The organism is Caballeronia fortuita, from assembly GCF_001544835.2.
In the GTDB taxonomy this organism is placed as follows: domain Bacteria; phylum Pseudomonadota; class Gammaproteobacteria; order Burkholderiales; family Burkholderiaceae; genus Caballeronia; species Caballeronia fortuita.
This window is the reverse complement of the sequence record NZ_FCNX02000033.1, coordinates 1-19,743: the sequence shown is the minus strand read 5'-3', so window position 1 is coordinate 19,743 and position 19,743 is coordinate 1. Positions and strand designations below refer to the sequence as shown.

At 58.2% G+C, this 19,743-nt stretch carries 15 protein-coding genes; 3 read left to right on the top strand and 12 right to left on the bottom strand.

Going from position 1 to position 19,743, the window contains the following annotated elements; genetic code table 11:
- The 3 genes from AWB77_RS33670 to AWB77_RS33660 form a co-directional block, all read right to left on the bottom strand.
- A partial coding sequence (locus AWB77_RS33670; protein WP_244158739.1) for a hypothetical protein occupies positions 1-1,092 on the bottom strand: 1,092 nt, incomplete at its 3' end.
- A 467-nt stretch (positions 1,093-1,559) separates the two neighbouring features.
- A complete protein-coding gene (locus AWB77_RS33665; protein ID WP_061138783.1) occupies positions 1,560-2,723 on the bottom strand; it encodes a DUF3800 domain-containing protein in 1,164 nt (387 codons plus the stop codon).
- A 295-nt stretch (positions 2,724-3,018) separates the two neighbouring features.
- Positions 3,019-4,458: a toll/interleukin-1 receptor domain-containing protein gene (locus AWB77_RS33660; RefSeq protein ID WP_063936607.1), complete on the bottom strand. Its 1,440-nt coding sequence runs from the start codon at positions 4,456-4,458 to the stop codon at positions 3,019-3,021.
- A gap of 652 nt (positions 4,459-5,110) precedes the next feature.
- Here AWB77_RS33660 and AWB77_RS33655 point away from each other — a divergent pair.
- Positions 5,111-6,352, top strand: a complete 1,242-nt coding sequence (locus AWB77_RS33655; RefSeq protein ID WP_061138781.1) for an SIR2 family protein — start codon at positions 5,111-5,113, stop codon at positions 6,350-6,352.
- 50 nt (positions 6,353-6,402) lie between these two features.
- Positions 6,403-8,061 (top strand): ATP-binding protein, encoded by a 1,659-nt coding sequence (locus AWB77_RS33650; protein ID WP_244158738.1) that lies wholly within the window; start codon positions 6,403-6,405, stop codon positions 8,059-8,061.
- Between the two features lie 404 nt (positions 8,062-8,465).
- Here AWB77_RS33650 and AWB77_RS33640 read toward each other — a convergent pair whose 3' ends face one another.
- The 3 genes from AWB77_RS33640 to AWB77_RS33630 all read right to left on the bottom strand — a co-directional run bounded on the left by AWB77_RS33640 (position 8,466) and on the right by AWB77_RS33630 (position 10,444).
- Complete coding sequence (locus AWB77_RS33640; protein WP_061138778.1) at positions 8,466-9,161, bottom strand: hypothetical protein; 696 nt, start codon at positions 9,159-9,161, stop codon at positions 8,466-8,468.
- A 135-nt stretch (positions 9,162-9,296) separates the two neighbouring features.
- Entirely contained in the window at positions 9,297-9,560 is a 264-nt protein-coding gene (locus AWB77_RS33635) for a hypothetical protein (RefSeq protein WP_157694974.1), read from the bottom strand.
- A gap of 92 nt (positions 9,561-9,652) precedes the next feature.
- A complete protein-coding gene (locus AWB77_RS33630) occupies positions 9,653-10,444 on the bottom strand; it encodes a hypothetical protein (RefSeq protein WP_061138776.1) in 792 nt (263 codons plus the stop codon).
- A gap of 592 nt (positions 10,445-11,036) precedes the next feature.
- Here AWB77_RS33630 and AWB77_RS33625 point away from each other — a divergent pair.
- A complete protein-coding gene (locus AWB77_RS33625; RefSeq protein WP_061138775.1) occupies positions 11,037-12,812 on the top strand; it encodes a hypothetical protein in 1,776 nt (591 codons plus the stop codon).
- A gap of 514 nt (positions 12,813-13,326) precedes the next feature.
- On the opposite strand, the gene AWB77_RS33620 is transcribed toward AWB77_RS33625, so the two are convergent.
- The 6 genes from AWB77_RS33620 to AWB77_RS37535 form a co-directional block, all read right to left on the bottom strand.
- On the bottom strand, positions 13,327-14,343 hold the full coding sequence (locus tag AWB77_RS33620; protein ID WP_074169009.1) for a hypothetical protein: 1,017 nt from the start codon (positions 14,341-14,343) through the stop codon (positions 13,327-13,329).
- Positions 14,344-14,354: 11 nt separating this feature from the next.
- Positions 14,355-15,077 carry an MBL fold metallo-hydrolase RNA specificity domain-containing protein gene (locus tag AWB77_RS33615; RefSeq protein WP_061138773.1) on the bottom strand — a complete coding sequence of 241 codons (723 nt, stop codon included), beginning with the start codon at positions 15,075-15,077 and terminating at the stop codon, positions 14,355-14,357.
- A 151-nt stretch (positions 15,078-15,228) separates the two neighbouring features.
- A complete protein-coding gene (gene istB / locus AWB77_RS33610) occupies positions 15,229-15,999 on the bottom strand; it encodes an IS21-like element helper ATPase IstB (protein ID WP_061138772.1) in 771 nt (256 codons plus the stop codon).
- Complete coding sequence (istA, locus tag AWB77_RS33605; protein ID WP_061138771.1) at positions 15,996-17,633, bottom strand: IS21 family transposase; 1,638 nt, start codon at positions 17,631-17,633, stop codon at positions 15,996-15,998. Before istA ends, istB begins: the two co-directional genes overlap by 4 nt.
- Positions 17,634-17,911: 278 nt before the next feature.
- Positions 17,912-18,931, bottom strand: coding sequence for an IS110 family RNA-guided transposase (locus tag AWB77_RS33600; RefSeq protein ID WP_061138784.1), 1,020 nt, complete (start codon positions 18,929-18,931; stop codon positions 17,912-17,914).
- A 177-nt stretch (positions 18,932-19,108) separates the two neighbouring features.
- Positions 19,109-19,642, bottom strand: a complete 534-nt coding sequence (locus tag AWB77_RS37535; RefSeq protein ID WP_074169008.1) for an MBL fold metallo-hydrolase — start codon at positions 19,640-19,642, stop codon at positions 19,109-19,111.
- Positions 19,643-19,743 lie beyond the last annotated feature (101 nt).

Sequence of the window (19,743 nt, the reverse complement as noted above, 5' to 3'; positions counted from 1 at the left end):
AGCTTCTCTGACATTCGAACCTCCGTACAAACAGAAATTAGCAAATTTCTGCTGTACGCGAAATCGAGGCACGGTCAGGGAACCTAGAGGCTTTAGGCCGAGATGATGATCAGCTGCGCATCGCTCTTTGATGCGACGCCATCCATTGCGTGCCCGGATCGCATCCGAAAGGATGTCCAAATATTCGTCATGGTCGACGCGCTCATCCGGAGGCAGCCCATGCTCTTCATGGCAGCTCAGGGCCGCTTGCCGTGCGGCTGCTCCGGGAGCTGACACAAGTATTTGGCTGTATGCTTCACAAGCATAGGCGAACGTCTCCCGCTTGCCAAAGGCGATGTCGAGCGGGTTCGGACAGCTCCGGCGTTCTGCCAGCCCTATCGCTGCGCGGCGGCAGTTGTGTAGCACGTGGGCAGCTTCATGCACGACGTAGTCAGCGAAAGGATCAGTATCGCGAAAGTAGGCCAGGGAGACGTAGCAGGTGGTGTCTTGACTCATGCCGACAACGGGATCGGAATCCTCTCGAAGAGGGGTAGCGCCCAAACTGTCCAAATAAATGTCGGCCTGTTTCCATGCGGTCGATAGCCACGTCTCCTTGGTCAGTACTTGCACGATGTTGCTTGGCGTGAGGAAAACGATGCCCGCTACGAGGGTGCGAAGAACGACCTCCCGTTCGCCGGCGGAAAATAGGCCATATACCATGGGCTTGAGCTTGTCACAAAGCCACGGCAATGTCGGCTCCGGCACGAAGCCCCGTTGGTCGAAGTCCCCTGCGCGCAACAGAGTCTCAGCGATGAGCGCAGCGCGCAATTTCTGACTGGCGCGCGAAGCAGTGTCAGTTACAGATTCCCCCGGCCATCCCACGAAGAAGCTGTCGTAGTCTCCGGTCTTGAGATAGTGCTGGACCTGCATTTCAACCCATTTTGCAGAGCCGACCGTCGACTGGCCACTTAAAGCTCCCAGGTGTTCGTGGAACGGCGACACGGGCGCGTTGAACCGCCAAATCAGATTGCCGGTTGGGTCTGAGCAAAGACGCGACGCGTTAGAGACGGGTCGCGCCAGCGTCGTGCCAATCAGCTTTCCTGCGGCCAACATGATATGCGCAGCTGTCGATCCGCTACCGAGCTAGAGGGTAACAGGATGGGATCGGCGCGTCAGTAACGATAGTTAAAGCTCGCTTGTCGGCCATTGCTGACGTTCAGATGTAGGCTTGGGTATGTCGGCTCTACAACGCTCTTCGGCCGTTCCACCAAAGCGGCCGTGGGCGACGCGTTTCGCCAACCGCCAACGCGTACTTACGACCCACATCGGCCGATCGCCATCGAACATATGCGATGGCCGTTTGGAGCGTGCAACGGCCATTCGCCTTTCCCGGTCTCTGGTCTATCCGCGAACCAACGGCCGAAGTCACCGTTTAGATGTTGCTCTTGTTTTTGAGATCGTCGTACTGTGGACGGAATATGCGTATCAAGGTGTTTTCCGACAGGCTAGCAGTTGAGCGAAAAAAAATTGCCCCGAGGGTGAGGCCAGCGTGTCAGGATAAACGTGGTTGGCCATTCAAGTTAGCTGATCTTCCCAGGCATTTCCGTTTGGAGCGTGCCAATTACAGCCTTGAGCCGCCGCTCTTCGTCGATTCTGAGAATTTCCTTTCCTCGCTCGACTTGTTCGCTCGACATTTCCTCAAGCTCTGGGAGCTTGTTGAACCACTTGGTCCAACGATTCTCGATTGCCTTTATCGAGATGTCGTCCGTCTTGCCTCGGCGCATGTGGGCATATACGAGGGCCTCCAATTCCGGCGGAAGTTCGACTCCTTCCATCGCACGCTTAAAAACCCATAGATGTATGTCAACGAGTTCGAGCCCGCAACTGTCCGTGCTACTCGAAAACTCGATGGGAACATCCGGGGTGTGCGTATGATCAACGAGGGGCATACCCGGACCAAGCGACGATTTGAATCCACGGGCGTTGCGATAGAATTCGGCGAGTGTGCGCTGTGCCTTGTTGAATTGAGACTGCTGATCGACGACAATTCTCGACGCACGCGCCCCCGTGGTTCCCAGTCGATCCGCGATTCCATGCATCACTGACTGAAATCCGACCACGTTGGGTGTAATCTGCAGTATATCTCTCTTGCTCGGCACGTTGTACGAAATCTCACTGGGATTTGCCTCTGCCCACGCCAGCGCATCTCCTATCAATTGCCTTGAGCGCGCATCGGGCAGAACGTCGACCCGCTCCCGAAGAACTCTGCACACTTGCTGCATTATCGGAAGAGCAATATCGTCGTTAGGCGTGATTCGCGCTCGCCATGCCGATTTGGCGAGCTCCTCGTCAAACAATGACGCGACCTTGATCAAGAGAACATATCGAAGTGGCGTCCAGTAGCCAGTCCACGTTATTGCCGGGTTCAGTCCTTGATCAAACACTTGATCAAAGAAGCAGATGATCGCGTGATCTGGTTTGGCAACACGATAAACGTTGAATCGAATATCGAATTGCTTTACAAGGGGCAACACGTCCGGAATCAGATCGACCAAGCGACCGTTTCCCAGCTCCGCCGCGTGCAGCCGCTGCACGCCAAGTTTCTTGCGGACCCGCTTCACGCGCTCGAGCGCTACCGCATCAAGATTGACACGGCTGGAAAGCACGCCGTAGTAAAGGATTGGTTGCGCCGGATCGAAAAGGTTCGGCCCCGTGTGCCCCGACTCGTCGACATAAAAATGCATTGCATCCCCTATTTTCTAATTGGATTTGTTCGATCGGAACCTGTCAGACGGCCTGCTCACGACCGATCCCGGGCGACGACCGCAGCGCGAAAACGATCGTTTATGTTTTTTTCTGCGCGATGGTGCCGGCAATCACGCGCTTTACGCTCGAAGGCTTGACGACGCCGGCATGTTTGGCTGCTTCGATCGTCTTGCCAGTAGCTCTTCAACGCCGGCTTCTCAGAGACTTGCGCCAGCGCGTCAGGCAAAATGAATCCACCAGCGGCTGCATTCCGTACCGCAGTCACCGGGGTCTTCATTCCTTTGTAGCCAGCTGTTCTGCGGCCGTCAACCTGCCAAGCGGCAGACGATGGAAACCGGACTTCGGCAATGCATTCCCGCTCTCCATTTCCCTGATCCACTCGCGCATCTGATCGGCGGTATCAAATCCCAGCAGTACGCGCAGCTTGTGGAAGTATTTCTTCGAGTTCGCGCGGGCGAAGACGGGCAACGCCGAATGACTCATGCCAAGGAAAACCGTCGTCAGTGGATACCACCAGGAGTCGGGCTTGCGTTTGAAATACAGATAGAGAATGAGGTCGGCCTGCGCCAGCGATTCAAACCGGACCGCGCCCGACTTACTGCGGTCGCGCAGCAGGTCTGCCTGTACGGATTCCCTGCGCATGTTCAACCTGCTGTTTCGGTATTCAAGCGATTTCAGCTGTCCGTCAATCGCGCTTGATGCAACCATGGGTTCATTACCAAAGCGATGGTTTCGCCCCACGTAGAACTCCGTTGCGATCAGGTATCGGGCCTGCCCGAACTGTTCGGCGTCGATAAAGATCGCCAGCGTGTGCAGGAAGAGCTCATACGTGACGAACACGAAATTGTCGAAGTCCGTGTCGGACCACTGCATGACATCGGGAGCTGGAAAGTAGTACCTCAGGAGTGCCTCAAAAAACCGGTGGATTTTTTTAACGTTCTCGTCGCTCGGTTCATACCGCGCCACGGCCTGGATGACTGTGAGTACTTCGTCCCGTGTCTGCAGGAAAGACTCGATGGACTGGACCACCTGGTCGTCAAACTGCACGCCTTTCTCTTTGATGATCCGCAATCTTTCAAAATCCTCGGCAACGCTCGACAGATAGTCCCCGACAGCGCCCGATGCAGTTGGCTTGCCGTCGCGCAACTGCTCTAGCGCTCGTTTCATCGCCGACCGGTTGCCCACTCTTGCACTAGGCGCTTCCGACAGGAACGCCGGCTTCTTTCCCCGGGACGGCTTGACGTAGACCGGCTGGTCATAGACCCATCGAAGCAGTCGCTCGTATTCCTCCTCATGGCGCCCGGCATCCGACAGGTCGATGTAAATTCGGCCTTTGTAATAAACGGGAACGAGCGCATTTCCTTCCGCATCCTTTTCCGCAATCACGGCAACGAACTTGTCCTGCGTCGTGTTGCTATAGATTTCGCCCGTGATGATCTGCGTCTCGGTTCCCACGCCCCTGGCGCGCCGGTTTGCCTTTTCCACGTACGCGGCATCACAAATCATGACGACTTTCGTGATCTCCGGGTCGGTCACCATCTGCTCCATGAATGCATGGGCGTCGTGACCTTCCCGCAAGGCCCATTTGTCGATGATCACATCGACATCGTCTTCCGCCAGACGCTCAGCGAGGTCCATCACCCACTGTTCGTGCATCGGCGTCGTCCAGCTATATGAGATAAAGAGTTTCGGCTGTGGTGTATCTGCTGTCATTGGATGCGTCTTCCTTGTTGCCCGGTGCCATCATATCTCGAACGAAAAGGTCGAACTTTTCAGCAGACACATTAGCGACCTCATCGTGGAAAACGCTTGGAAGATTAAAAGTGCCGTTGAATCGACAGTTTGCTCCAAGCGGCGCTCGACCGATGAAACGCCGCATCTGTCGGCCCTCCGAATGACCGCTTGCTGAGCAGAATAGCCCTCAGAATGCCCGTGCTGCGCTTAAATGTTCCGTCATGCAGTCCGCGGTCTGACGTCCACCGCGCCCCGTCATGATTGTTCGGCTCGAAAGTACCCCACCGTAGCCAGGCCGCATCGGCGCAGCCAGTACACCGACTATGCTGGATATGCAGTACCCGCTATGCAACTGCCGCCCTGTCCCGCGACACGCGTCTTATCGCTCACGATCGTCGCTGCGATCAAGATGACTGGAACTGGCGGTGCGCTGCCGGATGACCGACATGGGCGCGGCGGCCGCGGCCGATGGTCGTCGATCGACTCTAGGCCGGTTGCTCACCAATCCAGAGTGGCAGTTCGTCGCACGGCGACGTCGAATTGCAGTTACCAGTACAGATGCCCTATGTCATATGACCTGGCGTCGTGGAAATCGTATACTGCCTCGCACTATCAGCCTGGAACTGACCAAATGCAGGTATTCAGCTATCGAAGTGCAGGACAATGGCAACAGACACGCTCAACCAGCGAGCACCGTGGCTCGCCGGCTGATCCGGCGCTCGACGAAATCCAGCGCAGTCTGTCCGACTGTTTCCGGTGCAATAATCTGGTTGTTCTCACGGGTCTTGGGACGTCCCTGCACGTAAACGTTGACGGTACCAATCGCGCAGGCGGGCGCAACCCGATTGAGGGGAAAAAACTTGCACCGACGATGTGGGATCTGTGGACACGAGTACAGGCAGCGACCGGCGAGCATTTCGAAAAGGTACTCGGGCTTTCACGGTTGCCAGACGATGAGCGTCAAAAGAGCAATATCGAGGCGCTTCTTTCGCACTGCAAGGTCGCCGCGGAGTTCCTGGCGGATTCAGATGAACGTGAAGTCGTTCGCCGGTTCATTCACACGGCGGAATCGACCGTTCGGGACGCCGTCCGGTTCCTTGAGCCCGACGATGACGTAACCGTGCACGCAGATTTTCTGCGTCGGCTGTCGCGCCGCTCACCACGCAAGATGCGCAGCAAGCTCTTCACGACGAACTATGATTTGTGCTTCGAGTACGCCGCGCGCCAGGGACGTTACGTTGTCGTCGATGGCTTCTCGCACTCTAGCCCACAGGTCTTCGACAGTCTGTATTTCACGTACGACATCGTCCGTCGCGACACTAACCTTGATAGCCACGACTTCATATCGAATGTCTTTCTGCTCTACAAGCTGCATGGCTCGATTGATTGGATGCGGAACCCGACAACAAACGAGATCGAGAAAAAGCCTGACTGTGAAAGTCCTCTGCTGGTTTATCCGCGCAACACGAAATATGAGCTTGCGTTCGAGCAACCCTATTTCGAGATGATGTCGTCGCTTCAGGCGGCACTTCGACAGCCAGACACTGGCCTGCTGATTCTCGGTTTTGGCTTCAACGACAACCACATTGCGGAGCCAATACTGTCGGCAATCAACTCGAACCTTAGTCTAAAGGTTGCCGTATGTGACCCGGGACTGGGTCCGCGCGTGGACGATTCGACAAGAGCAGGGATTGACGCAACGAACGCACACCTGAAGAAGATCCGTTACCTCATCGAGCACGGCGATGCCCGTCTTGCGCTGATCGGCGCGACCTTCGAGGAAATAGTGCCCCAGCTGCCCGACATTGCTGCCGAAACGGACCTTGAACAACACCTCGAGCGTATCCGGCGTCTCCGGGGCGAAAACACATGAACAGGCGCCTGTCCACAAGCCCCTTCGATCCTAGTAGATACGTTGGCTCCGTGTCGTACGTCAGTCCCGACGCTGCAAAGATCAATCTGCCACTCGCGGCGAGCGTGTCGGCGCGTCAATATTCAGGGTACGCCGTTCTCGGTGGCCAGGTCGGAGAATTTGTCTTCATCGAGGGCGAAGGACTTACCGTGCTCGGCCGAATTACTGAAGTCCGACTGCCTGACAATGAACGGCTCGAAGCTGAGCCGGCCCTGGGCGGGCGTCCGGATTCGCATCCGATCGGTTTCGTGCAGTTGCTGACAACCCTGGAGCTCTCTACCGGCAAGGTGATCTCGGGCATTCCTGTTCATCCTCGCATCGGCCAGCAGGTCTTTTCAGCGCATCCGCTTCTAGTCAAGCATATCGTCGAAGGCGACAACGCTGGTTTTGACGGGCTAATCGAACTGGCGACGATCGCACAGGAGTCCAGTACCCGGGTAAACGTCAGTCCCGCGCACATGTTTGGACGGCATTGCGCGGTGCTTGGTGCTACGGGCGGGGGCAAGAGCTGGACCGTGGCGCGTATCGTCCAGGAAGCTGCACGTATTGGCGGCAAGATCATCCTAATCGACCCCACTGGCGAATTTCACACATGCACGGATCGTGTGCGGGCAATACACCTTGGAGGGGAGCGAGACGGCGACGACGACCCGCGCCAGTTCGTCGCTTTTCCCTACTGGCAGCTGACAGAGCCGGATCTATTCGCTATTTTTCAGCCGAGTCCCGGAGCACAGGTCCCGAAGTTGCGCGAGGCGTTGCGCAGTCTCAAGCTGAACTATGTTCTCCACGGAGAAAACGAGCCTCGTACCGTCAAAAAGGCAGGCACCGTGCGCAGGGACTTCAATGTGGCCTGGGCACAGCATGAATCCGCCGTCGAAGCCGAGGGTGCCAAGTATCTCATCTCACAGCTCGGTAGGCAGATATTCGAGGAATGCGTCTCTGAAAACGGTGGCACGCTCCGGGAACCGGACTATACGGTCTGGGGCGGATATGACGAACGCACAAAAGGATATTGCGAAACGCTAGTCGCAAAGATCTATTCCATTACTCGCTCGAGATCTTTGCGTTGCCTTTTCCACCCGGAATTATTCGGGTCTTCGTTGACCGAGAATATCGACGAGTTTCTCGGTTCCACGGATCGGGTGCTCCGGATCTCGATGGAGTTCCTTCCGTTCGACCACAATGCGCGCGAGCTGCTAGCGAATGCGATCGGACGACATCTTCTCGGAATGGCACGCCAGGGCTCATTTGCGGAAATGCCAGTGGTCGTCGTGCTGGACGAGGCGCATCAGTTCCTCAACAAAAACATGGGCGACGAAAATAATCGCATTCGCCTTGATGCGTTTGGACTGGTTGCGAAAGAGGGCCGGAAATACGGTTTGACGACAATCCTGGCGACGCAACGCCCCAGAGACGTACCGGAAGATGTACTGAGCCAGCTGGGGGTGTTCATTGTCCACCGGCTCATTAATGAGCGAGACCGTGACGTTGTCGAAAAAGCCTGCGGGAATCTCGACGGTTCGGCCGCGGCGTTCCTGCCGACGCTTGGCCAAGGAGAGGCCATTCTGGTGGGCGTTGACTTTCCGATGCCCACCCCCGTGAGGATTACTCGGCCGCAGCACCCCCCGAAGTCGGAAGGACCCGCTTATCACAGATTCTGGACCGTGTAGTCCTATGCTGTGATTTGCTGGCCAACGAACGGTCGCTCCTTATACTGGAGCGCCCGTCTCGGCGCCGACCGAAAACGTCCGCAATGGCCGATGCCCTCCGGTTGGCTCGGCAACCAAAACGCGTCGCTCTTGTCATCGCTGGCGGTGTCAAGCCCGAAATGCCGCCACGCTTCTGTGGCGAAGATTTCCTTTGCGGGATCGACGCAAGGGCGCAGGCCGCCCGGGCCCATGGCGGGGCAACACGTGAAGCCCGCGCGACGATGGAGCTCCGTGGACATGCGCCTGCCACTCACTCGTGCTCGCGGACGGCGACTTGCAGTGCGCAGCCAAGCTGCTCGTGGGCGGGAAGTTCCGGAACGCGGGACAAATGTGCGTATCGTCTGCGCGTCCTCGGATCTCGTAACCTACTTCTTGCCTTCCTTGATGACAGGCTCCCCGCGCTTAAACAGGTCCGCGTTCGCGCCCGGCAGATAGGTTGCGATCGCGGCGTTGACGGCCTTTTCCGCAACGTTCAGCAGGGTTTTCTTGGCCGCCTCGTTGACCTCTTTGATCACGGTCTCGTGTATCTTGACGACATGAGGCTCGAATGCAGGAATTCCGTTCACTAGAAGCTGGTACTGGTAGCCTGCGACCGCCTTGTGATCGTCCCAAATTAGGCCCTTGTCCGTTTCTATCTTGACGTACGGGAAGATTGCCACGCTGAACAGCTTGGTCTGAGTCGCGATTTCCAGTCGTAGTTGGGCTTTGGCTTCGTTAGCGGCATTCTCCCGCTCCTGTACTATCGCGCTCCGATGATCCGACTCCAGCCGCGTCTTTTCGAGCAGGTAGTCTTTTTCACATTCGCTCTTGCCCAGCGCCACGCCTTCTTCCCTGGCTTCTTCGCGAGCGAGCCGAAGCGCTTCGAAATGGAGCAACTCCGAGTCGTTCTTTGCTCGAAGTGCTTCAGCATCTTTAAGGTGAAGTTGCTTTTCCAGATCGCGGATCTTGAGAAGCTGGCCGTCAGCCTCGGCAAGAGATTGCTTCGTTTTACCCCTGGAATAAAGGATCGTTCCAGTGGCCGTCACGATAAATACGATGACGCAGTAAAATGCAGTTTCCAAACGCTCTCCATTATTGTTTATTGCTGCCTGATTATTCCGTAGCGATGCGCGTCGGCGGTTAGAATCTGATAACGGCACCGGCACACTGAGTTTGAGCGTGATGTTCGCGCAGCAGACTCGTGGGATGCTACGCCGTTATCTGGCTGCCGGCTTTGAGCGCACCTTCTGGCGTGCCAGCAAAAACGGGCCGAATTCAATCTCACCGAGCGTGCGCCGCGCCGCGCCCCTTTCGACGAGATCGTCACGGAACGCGGTCAACTGCTCCATGAAGAGCTGATAACCGGTCGGATTCGTTGCATATCCGAGACCGAAGCTCAGCACCTCGTCGAGAACGGAGAAGAGGTCCGGGTCCAAAAACCGCATGATTCGCCGCAGGGCGGAAGCACCAATCTCGGCCATCTGGCCTCGCGCGGCCACTTGCCGCCGCATGCTCATCCGACGAAGGTGTCGCTCGAGTGGCTGGTTCGCTGTTGAGGTCAACGCGCATCGGCTTACTCCGCGATAAAGGTACCTTTGAGAAGCACGTTCGGAGCCCCTTCCAGCTTGGTTAAAACTAGCTTATCTCCTCGGACGTTGGCTTCGAACTTTGCCTGTTCTGCAACGAATGACGGAGGGTACAGCGAGCCGTTATGGACGGTGATAACGTTACGCTCACTTGACGATGTCCAGTCCGCAGCGCTGCCTTCGCCGAACAGCAGATCGGGATCGTTGCGAGGCGCGCGCGGGGCGGCTGTGAAATTTGTCTCAATGCGTCCGTCTTCGCGGAATCGAATCCAAAGCGCGTCCGCAATGTTCCCCTGCTGCTTGTCGACGATCCCCGAGTCCAGACTCTTGCTTGTCACCTCGACTGTGTGAGGGGGATGCTTCTTTTGTTCGACGATCCAATTTTCGTATTGCCCCCTCTGCAGGTACCACTGCCTCCCAACGAGCGCAGCTACTTTCGATGCGGGCGTCTGCTTCTCGTCGCGAATCCGCTTGTCAACTTCCAAGGCACACTTCGTGAAGATATCAAATGCCTTGATTCTGTCGTCGCTCTTGAGCGTTCCGTCGCTGATTAGGCTGGCACGGACTGTCGAGAGCGCTTCAGCGCTGACTTCTCCGCCATGACTCAGCTCAGCCGTCGCTTTCGCCCCGATAGATTCGTCGAGCCCTCCCCCGCATGTTGCTAGGATGGTCACGGAATGGTCACGCGCCTCCGCTCCCAGTGTAGAAGTCTTTGTAGCGCACCCGGCAGTTACGGCAACGGCCACACATGCAACAATGCTCGCCAGCTTATCTTTCATTCTGCAGCACCTGACCTTGTTTGGTTCCTGTATGAGTATCGGACTGTCGCGCCAAAACTTTAGTGCGACACAGCCGACTCATAGTTTCCGCCCCGGAGCCTCCTACCGTGTGCCATTTTCAGCCCATCCGATAGCTGAACGCTGAACCCTGAATGAAAGTACATCCGAGAGCCAAGCATGGCAACAACCGAGATGCCCCCTAGTCGCGCGAAAATTCTTTGATACTTGAAGGCTGTTTGCGCGGCGTGTTGCCCCAAGCGATCATCTTGCTGTGCGGCACACTGAATGTCGGCAGGGCACCAGACTGCTGACTTCAACGAGAGCCTCCTCAGAGGTCCGCTAAGGCCGAAGACTCAACACTCATCGTGAGGGGAGGCTCGGCCAGGAGCTGGTGGTCGCCGGAGCGTCGTGATATCGACTGCACAAGAGCACCGGCGTCAACAATTTCGTGAGCGCGAACCCGTGCGCGGGCACCGGGGCGCTGGCCTTACGCTGGTCGGTATGAGTCCATGCGTGAGATATCATCAAGCGCCGCGTGCGAGAGCAGCGCGCGGCATCGGGACACGGGTTCTTCAGGGGCGGAGCGAGCCATATGGCCGATCAAAAGGAAGCCGAGTATCGCGTTCGAACGCGCCGCTCAACAACGGCCGGCAGGAAATCGGACATCGTGATGGCGTGGGGGAGAGACCGTGAAACCGGCCGACCCCGACACATTCTCGAACTAACGCCCGCCGAGAACGGCAATGACTGCTCGTGTGACTGCGCCGGTTGCGGCCTTCCGCTCCAAGCCGTTAATGCGGGAAGGATCGAGTATCGGCTGCGTCCTCACTTCCGGCATGCGGCGGGAGTGGAACGAAACACTTGCCTTATCGCCGCTGCTCGCGCGGCGATTTTGCTATCGCTGCCGGAAGACGGTTATGTCACTCTACCGGGACACCGGCGCGACGCACAAATCGTCGGCATCAGCGGGCGAGTGTACGACGGTTGGAGCGAGGTACCTCCGGAGCTCGCGAAAATCTCATCGACCACAATCGTCGATGAAATCACGGCGGTTGTTCGTCTCGACGACGACCGCGAATTCCGGGTAAAGCTTGTCGCGACGCGGAAGAACACGACCCCGGACGGCGGCCCAATCATCGAGGTTGTGGTCAGTGACCCAGCGCTTTCCGCGCTTTCCCCTGACGAGTTGCGCGAACGCATGCGCTTGGAACTGCGCAACGCAAACTGGTGCGGGCATTGGAAGGAAGACGAGTGCGCCGCCGCCGCGGAGAAAGACGCTATCGCGCGCGCAGTCGATGCGATCGACTACGGCAGCGCGAGCACCGAATCCGCACTTCACAAAGCCACGAAGGAAATCCTGCAGCAAGAATGCAGCTTGGTCGTTCCGGCGCTGAGACGCTCTGACGGACTTCAGGTTCGGCCGCACGCGTCATTGGCTCTTAAAAATGTCTGTCTCGAACGCCCGCTCGGAACAATACGTCCTGACGTTATGGCGCGCACGGTCGAGCAACCTGGCTGGCCAGCAGAGGATTTGCTGGTTGAGGTTACTGTCACAAATGGCATCGGGTGGGAGCGCGAGGCTAGGATAAGAGCCCGCAACGTGGCCGCCCTAGAGATAGATCTATCACGGCTCGCTGGGAGACTAAACATGAAACAGTTCCGCGATTTGATCGCGGGCGAACTGGTCGGTAAGCGTTGGGTGTACCATCCCGCACTCGACGCGTCCGAGAAGCTCCTGAAAGAAGCCGAAGCCGAGCGGCGTAGGAAAGCTCTGGACGCGCTGCGCGATGCCGAGCCCGGGGCTCGCCGTCCGGGAGATCTAAGTTCGGCGCCGACGGCGCGGCTCTCGTTGCGTAATCCTCATCCGTCGAGGAAGTCCACTGAGAAACTGGGTCTCGAGGAAGGAACGTATATAACCGTTCCTGACCTTAGAACCCGAACACCCGTTGTGCGCGGCTTAAACGAGCGTCACGTCATTCGACGCGCCTGCGATCTGCGCATAAAGTCCGTCACCACGGCAGCATCGTCGGACGAAGACCGGCCGGCATTGCGGCTGGAAACGTTCGCGACAGAAAACTGGCCAGCGGGAACCATGTTCGTTGAACTCGCAAGCCGCGAACGGGAACGAGATCCAAATCGCCGAAAGCGGGTCCAAGAGCGTGGCCATCCCACTCTGGTGATCTTGGTTTCGGCGGTCGACCTAGCTATGAGCGACGAATCGAGACTCAAGGATCTCGTTTTCAGCGAACGTGCCTCGCGCGAATGGGCTTTTCACCCTGCGATCGAGGAATTTATGCGCCGGTTTGAAAAGGTGACGCACTTCCAACGGCAGGGATTCGGAGAAGTCGACCAGCGACGAGACCAATAGTCGTCACATAGATCAGCCGAGTCGCCGGGGCAAGGGCTCAATATCAGCGTCGTCCTATCTCGGCTCGCGTCGGGTGTTCAAGTCCAGTAAGACCATCCGCATACGGCCAAAGCGCGCCTCGGAACGATTGCCTGGCGCAGGCTTTCGTCAAGGCCAATTCACGGCTTGTATGGGTGCATGTCCAGAGACCTTGCCTCGCATCTGGCTCGCAACACCTTTCTCGTTGCCATTTTGGCGTCCTCGTCGGGTCGTCGTAAGCGTGAATTTCGTGATCAGATCGATTGGGGTGCTGCCGCGCGACGGCTGCAACGTCAGGTTTCCACTGGGCTGCCGATCTGAACGCGACCCGGGTCAATGCCGGCTATGGCCGACGACGCGTCGGCGACGCATAGTTGAAATTGGCTACGATAAAAACGATCGCCGAAAGCCCGTCGATTATCACGTTAGTAGGCGAAGCAAACGGGCCTCTTTTCTGTTTCCCTTCGCGGATTCTGAGATCTTGTAATCCGGTAGGTTATTCGTCGGGTGCGACGCCTCCTTTCGATCTGTACCGCTCCTCGAGATTTGCGACCAGTTCCGAGAACTCGCCAAGATCGTACATACACGCCTTATGCATGCCATATCCGGCAAATGACGATACCGCAAACTTGAGTTCGGTGTCGGTGTCTGGACTAAAACGCGTCTTGTCGACTTTGCTGAGCAGCTGTCCGAGTCTGCTCGCGCCGGGATGATGGTTGGCTAGCAAAAACACGATTTCCGGCGCATCGGACGACACTTCGAGTTGCTTTTTCTGCCTGATATTGACCAGCCCCAGTCGAGTGAGCTGATTGAATAAGTCCACGGCGACCTGAGTCAGCGCCTGTCGCGCGCCGGGGATGCGTAGAGTTTCTTCCAGCGCGTGTAAATGCTCAGCTAAGCCGGAGACGCCTTCCAATGCGCCGTCGCCATATTTCATCTCGATTACTGCGAGCCGGAACCTGTTGGTGAACTTCCTGTCCTTGGTGAGCCAGCGAATCGCGAGCATGTCGAATCTCGCACTGCCGTGAGCGTACTCAATGTCGGCGATGAAATAGTCTGTTTCGTTCGAAATCACCGACTGGTTGTTCTCGCGGGCCACGAGCTGCTGGAACTCCCGCTCTTGCTTGGGGCGGCGTGCGAAGAAGCGGTCCATCAGCAGCTTGAGATACGGAATGCGCTCGAGCCAAAGTTGCAGGTCGTGGGCCTCGCTCACCACGCTCGACGATGTTGGCACGGCGGGATGTTCGCCGTAGTTCGGATCGAAGGTGATGACAAACCGGTCGCACGCCGCGCTCGTGCAAGCGACTTTCATCAGGCTGCCGCCCCGGTAGTAGACGTTGACGTATGTACCTCGCAGACCCATCATCAACGTGTGATCCGACTTGAAGTAGGTCAGAAGCGGATGGAGCAAGCCTCCTTCATTCTCCAGCGCCCGGACGAACGCTTCGGACAGCGCGCGCGGCTGGAACGGACCATCGTTCGAGTCTGATTGCAGTACATCGTCAGTCGGCATCTCACTGTCCTTCAAAGGTCGTGCGGCTGACCATCTGCAAGCCGCGTGATAGATGGGAAGCCGTCGGGCGCCGGGTCCCAGGCCACGCCGTGGATGGGTATCGTGGTTCGCGCGTCGACGCGGCGCGCGAACGCGATCAGGTCCGCCTGGGACGCGTGGCCGCTCGTATGCAGATGACGAGCCGTCGCGCCGCCTTCTTCGCACCAGTCCTGAACGCGCTGGCCGTCAGACTGATCCAGGTATCCACGCCACATGGACCAGCTCCAGCCGTCGTCGACGCACGGGATAACGCCGTTTCGCTCGAAGTCATCGAGTAACGAAGGTCGCAACATGATGACCCACCGCGAAGGCTGGTTCGCAAGCGCGCTCGCGGCGATACCGTGCTTCGCCATACGCTCCACGAACGCTCCGTCACCCCGTCTGCGATAGAGCCGCGCGAATCGCGATGTCACGACGACTTCCAATCCTGGCCAGCCGGGTTGAGGTATGCGTCCATAATCTTTCAGCGTATGGAGCACGCTTGCCGTGTATAGATCGACGGCCAGCATACGTTTCGCCTTGAGCGCCGCGCGATACAGCGTGACCGTGCGGTCGACATTCTGTGCCGACCACGATACGAACACTCGGCCACGCGTCTCCGCGAAGAGCGCGGCAAATTGCCGTTCGACTTCGTCTTCCGTCACGCACGGTTTGACGCTGCCGAGATTAGTACCCTCGAGCAGCAGCGCATCCATTCGGTCGGGCAGCGATTGCAGCAGTCGCTCAACCAACGATGCCTTTCGCCCATGAACGCGGAAATCGCCCGAACCCGGACGGTCAGTTGAAACTCCCCCAGTTTTGGTCGCGTAAATTCCCCCACCGGGTGAAGCAGGACGAGGTCGAGTTTTATTCCTCTTTCGTTTTCTGTGCAAGGGCCTCGGCGGCTTCCTTGAGGCGGTAGCTCCGGCCGTTGAACTCGAGCTGATGGCAATGATGCATGAGGCGATCGAGGATCGTGGTGCTCATCGTCTTATCGCCCAGATACGCCCCCCAGTCCTGCACGACGCGATTGGAGGTGACGATGATGCTTCGGCGCAGTTTGTAGCGCTGATGGACCAGTGTCTGTAATAGCGCGCCGGCCTCGTCCGGTATCGAGCGGGCGAGGAACAGATCATCGAGCACCAGCAGGTCAGCCTCGAGTATCGCGCGCACTCGCGTCTGTCGCTGCTCCGCCGCGCTGAGCGCGTAGCGGTTAAAGAAGTCATCGGTTTCGAGATACTGTACCTTGTGGCCTTGCAGAACTGCCTGATACGCGACGGCCTTGGCAACGTGCGACTTCCCGGTGCCAGGTTTGCCGATGATCAATCCGTTCTCGCCGGCGGCCATGAACTTCAGCGCGTTGAGCTGGAAGCAGGCCTGACGCGGGATTTTCGGATTGAACGACCAGTCGAACTCGGCGAGCGTGAGCTTCTCCTCGAGTCCGGACTGCTGATAGCGCCGCTCGATGAGCCGCGACTGACGCCGGTCGAGTTCGTCCTGCAGGATCAGGGCGAAGGTCTCGAGGAACGGCTGCTGGGTGCCCTGTGCCTGCAACACGCGGGTTTCGAGTGTGTCGCGTACGCCTGACAGGCGCAGCAGCCTGAGCGCCCGCTCGATGTCGGGTAGCGTGGTGTTCATGCTGTTTCTCCATTTGTTGATGGATGAGAGCCGGCGCTGTGTTGCGCGCCGACGTTGAAGAACTCGCCGTATTCGTCACCCGGACGGATCAGGGGGTGTTCCTGTGTGAGCGGCAAGGCCAGCTGTGGCGCACGATCGAGACGCTCAAGGGCCTGCTCGAACAGCCGCTCGACGACGGCACGTACCTGCCGGTATCGATAGAGGTGGTGACGCAGGGCGTGATCGCAGGCCTGCTCGACGAGCCACGCGGGATACTTCTTCGCGAGCGCGACGATGCCCCACATGCCACGGTGGCCGACGCGACCTTCGGCGTCGAACAGGTGCTGGCACAGCGCCTTCGTTTGTGGACCGATGTCGGTGGCGCTGGCCAGCGCGAGACTGGTCTGGCGCGATGGATTGAACGGGCGCTCGCTGTCGGGCAGGTCGAGGGAACCGGGCTGAGCGTGGCGTGGATGGGTGCGCAGCAGTTCCTGCGAGCGGCGATCACGGATCTCGATCGTGGTGTCGTAGACGCGTACGCACACGAGACTCCCAATGGGCGCGGGCCGCGCCGCATAGTTGCTCCGATCAATGCTCACCGTGGTGTCGTCCCAGACGGTGCGCACGACCTCGGTAAAGTAGCGGAATACCGTGGTCGGCAATGGCTTCAGGTGCGGCTTCTCCTCCTGGAACATCGCTTCAACCTGTCGCCGTGCACGACCATGGATGCGTTTGGCGGCCCAGTTCTCTTCCCAGTGCATCAGGAATTCATTCTGGGCCTCGAGCGACTCGAAGCGCCGGCCGGTGAGCGCGGTATTCTGTGTATGCTGGATGGCGTTTTCAACAGAACCCTTGCGATTTGGATCGCGTACGCGGGCCGGGTCGGCGACGACGCCGTAATGTTCGAGCATCGCGGCGTAAAGGCGGTTGATCTCTGGCTCATACAGGTCGGGCGTGATCACGCCCTCCCGTAAATTATCGAGGACGACGTAGCTCACGCTTCCGCCGAAATACCGGAAGGCTTCTTCGTGAAGCTGTGCCCAGACCTGTTTGCTGGACTTCCAGACGACGCGCCGGAAGCTGCGCCGCGAATACCTCAACGTCATGAGGAACAGGCGTGGCCGGCGATAGCGGCCCGTCTTCGGATCGCGGGTCGGCGCGCCTTCGCCGTAATCCACTTGGGCCTCTTCACCGGCGGTGAACTCGAGACGGTCGAACTGTTCCGGATCGACGTGCCGCAGCGCCCGGACGAAACGTTTGACGCTCTCGTAACTGGCTGTAAAGCCATACTGGTCAACGAGGTCTTGGTAGATCGCCTGGGCGTTGCGCTTCAACCGCACCTGCTGTTCGATCCATTCCCGGTGGGGCTCACTGGCCGAACGGGCGAAGTTGAAGGAACTGACCGGCACTCCGCTTGGAGCCGGCGGTCGCGGAAGTGGAGGATTTTGCGGCGGGGGAGTTTGCGCGACCACCGGATCGCCGGAGCCGGTGGTCGCGGCGGTGGAGGATTTTGCGCCACCCGCCCGCCGCGCCTCATACAGCGTTTGATAGCGGCGAATCGTCTTGCGATCGATACCCGTGAGCTCGTGGATCCTGTGCTGGCTCACGCCGCGCTCAAGCAGCGTGAATATCGCGCTTTGCAGATGCTGCTTCAAGACATTCTATATGAACGCGCCCCTTGAACAAGCGCTCATAAGCTCTGACATAACAGGATCGGTTGCAGCTCTATATCCGGGCATATTGCAGCGGCTAAGCTGCGGCCCACTATGAAATCCGCTGACCCGCGCCTCATTCACTCCGCGAGCTCAAGGCTCTTCATGTCTTTCAGGCTTGGCGGGCCACGGTCCTACCTGTTTGTCATCACATACGATCGCCTGTGCAACCTTCGAAGCTCGTACTACATTACTGTTGGTCTGCGGGTTTGAATGGTGCCTTACACCGGCTTCGCGCCCAGATAGTCCTTTTGGTAACGCCTGTTATGGGCCAGAAGGGCCCAGATCGTACGCGCCATCTTGTTGGCTAGCGCGACGGTTACCACGTTCGGCGGTCGGCGTTTGATGATTTGATTGATCCACGGCCCTGGCTCCTTCGCATGGGTCAGCACGCTGCGCGCGCCGTGAATCAGCAACTTTCGCAGATAGGTGTCGCCCATCTTGCTAATGCCGTGCAAATGTACCTTGCCGCCCGAACCGGTTTGCCTCGGCACGAGACCTGCCCATGCTGCAAATTCGCGTCCGGACCGAAAAGCTTTGGGATTGCCCATCATTGCGACCGCCGCCGTTGCCGTCAGCAGTCCTACGCCGGGAATCTCGCTGATTGCCTTCACTGCTGGGTCGTCCTTCTTCCACTCGCGCATGCGCCGTTCGATCCCGGCTATCTGTTCGTCGAGCGCCACGAGCCCGTTCCACTGTTCCCGCATCGTATCAATGAGCACAGCCGGCAGTCGTTCAGCCACTCGTGCAAGCACTTCCGGCATCGCCTTATCCAATGCAGTTCGTCCCTTGCCCATCACCTCGCCATATTCGGTCAACAAACCGCGCAATGCGTTGATTTGCATCGTGCGAAATTTCACAAGCTGCTCGCGCATTCGGTGTAGCGCTAGCACAGCCTGCTGCATTTCCGTTTTGACCGCGACTGGTTTGCTAGGCTGCTGCACTGCCAGCCAGATCGCTCGAGCATCTGCAGGATCGTTTTTGCTGCGGATATTGAACGCCTTAACGAATTCGCCGGGCATCAGCTTTACCTGGTGGCCCATCTTCGTGAGGCGCCGGGCCCAGTGATGCGCACCGCCGCACGCCTCCATCCCGATGAGGCAAGGAGCTCGGTTTGCAAAAAACTCGAGAAACTTTGACCGCTTGATCTGCTTGTTCACGATCTCGCCCGAGTCCTGGTCAACGTAATGCACCTGAAACACCATCTTCGCGATATCGACACCCACCGCTGTGCCGTTCATATTGGGACCTCCGCTTGTCGGGAACACTCGCATTCTCCACCGTTGACGCATCAACGTCGCTCACCTTGAAAATCCAAGCTCCCTTATGGAGGTTACGGGTGGGGCGCGTTCATTTCAATTCACTCCCTGGTCTCCTTCTTCTCTGAAGGAGACGACAATAAATGTCCTGCAGCACCGCTAAGGACCGCTCAGCCGGCGGTCGTTAACTGGGGGATTTTGAAGTGACCATACATGGGGGCATTTGACCGACCGCCGGGGGCCCGAATACAGGACGCGCCGGCCTGCGCACTCGACGAGGATCATGCTCGCGTCGAAGGCCGAATGGTCGGTGAGAAAGCGCGTGACGGTGAATGGCCCAATCGACTCGGGAACGCCCGACTTCAAGAAGCAGAAGGTCTGGTCGAATCCTCGACCAGTCAAATCTTGAGTCAGACGCATGAGTGCTGCAGACGCTTCGCCGCAATAGATCGGCCAATCTCGTGGGATCTCATTCAACAAGCCGTAGTGATCCTGATGCGGGTGTGAGATAACCACGCCTAAAACGGGTGCGTGGAGGTCCAGCGTGGCCGGGAGGAGGCCACTTGCATCGGGTGTTGCGTTTAGCGGACGACCTACGTCGAGCAATAGGCGAGCCCCACAAGGCGCTCGCAGTTCGATGCAGTTGCCGCCAATCTCGTGCGTGGCGCGATGGACAATCAACCTTAGCGACATGAAGCAGCACTCCCACGGGATGCGTGCGCGGCGACAATCATCTTGGCCGGTATAGCGACAGAGGTTTTGGCCGTTGGTGAGAGGTCGGAGGCGGCGTAGCC